The sequence below is a fragment of the Streptomyces otsuchiensis genome (assembly GCF_004305975.1).
Taxonomy (GTDB): Bacteria; Actinomycetota; Actinomycetes; order Streptomycetales; family Streptomycetaceae; genus Streptomyces; species Streptomyces otsuchiensis.
In genome coordinates, this window is the sequence record NZ_BHZI01000453.1 from 1 (window position 1) to 2515 (window position 2515).

1 protein-coding gene is annotated in these 2515 nt (G+C 80.1%); it reads left to right on the forward strand.

Going from position 1 to position 2515, the window contains the following annotated elements; translation table 11 throughout:
* Positions 1-2515, forward strand: a 2515-nt coding sequence (locus tag E0D90_RS28385; protein ID WP_130800198.1) for a KR domain-containing protein, incomplete at both ends; no start/stop codon positions are given.

Consider the following 2515-nt stretch of genomic DNA (forward strand, 5'->3'; position numbering starts at 1 on the left):
CCACCGCCCTGCCCACCGGTACCGGGAGCGCCGCGCTCGCGGCGGACACGGCCGAGACCCTGCCCACCGGCCCCGAACTGCTGCCGGTCTCCGCCGCCGACCCGGCCGCGCTGCGCGAGCGGCTGACCGGACTGGCCGCCGGGGCTGACCGCCCGGACACCGTCCTCGCCGATGTCGCGCACACCCTCCAGCAGGGCCGTGCCGCGCTGGAACACCGCCGAGCCGTGCTCGCCGCGAGCCCGTCCGCCGCGGCGCGGGCCCTCACCGCCGCCGCCCCGCTGCCCGCGATCCGCCCCCTGGCGGGCGGCCCGAGGGCCGGTCTGCTGCTGCCCGACACCGACGGCCGTACCGGTGCGGGCGCCGCGCTGTACGGCACCGACCCGGCGTACACCGAGGCCGTCGACAGCTGCCTCGGCGCACTGGGCGAGAACGCGGGCGCCGTCCGCGCCGCCCTGCTGGACCCGGCCACCCCGGCCGAGTCCCATGTCGCGGCCCACCTCGCCCACTTCACCGCGGGCTGGGCGCTGGCCGCCGCCCTGCGCCGGCGCGGCCTGCGGCCCGCGCTGCTCACCGGCCGTGGCGTCGGTGAGATCACCGCCGCCGCGCTCGCCGGGGTGCTCACCCCGGCCGACGCCCTCACCCTGGTGGAGCTCCGCGCCCGGCCGCTGGACGGCGGGACGGCCCCCGACCAGGAGGCCGCCGTCGCCATGGTGGCCCGCGCCATCCCGCACACCCCGCTGCTCTGCGGAGTCACCGGGGACCTCCTGGAGGGCGCGGGCGCCGCCGACGCCGCCCGCTGGACCGCCCTCCTCACCGCTCCCGGCGCCGCCGCCTCCCTCCCGGCGGTGCCGGGCGGCCCGGACACCCCCACCCTCTGGGTGGTGCCCGGGCCCGGGGCACCGCACGGGCTGACCGCCGGCGACGACGGTCCGGAGGTCGTCGAGGCCCCGGCCGACGCCACCGGCCTGCTCACCGTCTGCGGACGGCTCTGGGAACTGGGCGCCGAACTCGACTGGGACGCGGTCCGTTCCGGGCTCTGCCCCGGTCGGCTCACCAGCCTGCCGGTCTACCCTTTCCAGCGCTCCCGCCACTGGCCCGCCGTCCGCGCGGCGGCGCCCGTCTCCGCTCCCTCTGCGGCCCCCACGGCTGAGGCCACGCCCGCCGCCGAACCGCATGTCCGGCTGCTGGCCCGGCACTGGAGCTCCGAGACCACCCCCTCCACCGGCGCGCCCCGGGGCCGCCACCTGCTGCTGCCCGACGGACCGGACGGCACCGCCGTGGCGCACGCCCTCGCCGCGCTGCTGGAGAGCGCGGGAGGCCGTCCGGTGGTCGCCGGAGCGGACGACGCCGGGCTCGCAGCCCTCTCCGCGCCGCCCGGCGAGGGACCGCTCACCGTCGTGGTCCTGCCCGGTACGGGCGCGGACCCCGCCGAGACCGTGCGCCGCACCATCGGGGCGGTCATCGCCCGGGCGGACGCTCCGGACACCGCCACCCTGCTGGTGGCGACCCGAGGAGCCCGCGCGGTCGCCGACGGCGACTCCGCCGACCCGGCGCAGGCCGCCGCCGCCGTGCTTCCGGTGGTCGCCGCCCAGGAGTACCCCGGACTGGACGCGCGCGGCGTCGACCTGGACCCGGCGAGCGACCCCGCCCGGGACGCCGCCGACCTCGCCGAAGCCCTGGGCGTCACCGGCGGGCCGGTGCTCACCGCCTACCGCGGTGGCGTCCGCCACGCCCCCGGCTACCGGCCCGCGCCCGAGGCCCCCGCCGCGCCGCGCCGGCCCGCCGTCCGCGCCGGCGGCAGCTATCTGGTCACCGGCGGCCTCGGCGTCATCGGCCTGGTCGTCGCCGAGCACCTGGTGCGCGGCGGCGCCGGCCGGGTGGTACTCGCCGGGCGCAGCGGACTGGCCGCCGACGCCACCGGCCCCCGCGCCGACGCCGTCGCCCGGCTGCGCGCCCTCGGCGGCGCCCGGGTGGAGACCCCGAAGCTGGACGTCACCGACCCCGCCGCCGTCGCCGGCCTGCTCGGCGAGGAGCGGTTCACCGGGGTGCTGCACGCCGCCGGAGACACCGCAGAGGACGCGTTCGTGCCGCTGGCCTCGGCCGACGCGACCGGGGTGCGCCGTCACTTCGGTGCCAAGTACCGGGGGGCGCTGGCGATCGACGAGGCCGTCGCCACCCTCCCCACGGACCGGGCGCCCGACTGGGTGCTGCTCTTCTCCTCGACCTCCGCGCACCTCGGCGGCCTCGCCTTCGGCAGCTACGCCGCCGCCAACGCCGCCCTGGAGGCGCTGGCCCGCCCCGCCACCGAGGCGGCGCCCACCCGCTGGATCTCCGCCGCCTGGGACACCTGGACGGCCACCCTGGCCCGTACCGAGGAGCGGACCGCGGGTGCGCTCGCCGCGTACGCCATGAGCGACGCCCAGGCGCTCGCCGCGCTGGACGCCACGCTCACCGGACCGCTGGAGAGCGTCGTCATCGCCGCCGGCGGCGGGTGGGAGGACCGGCTGCCGCAGCC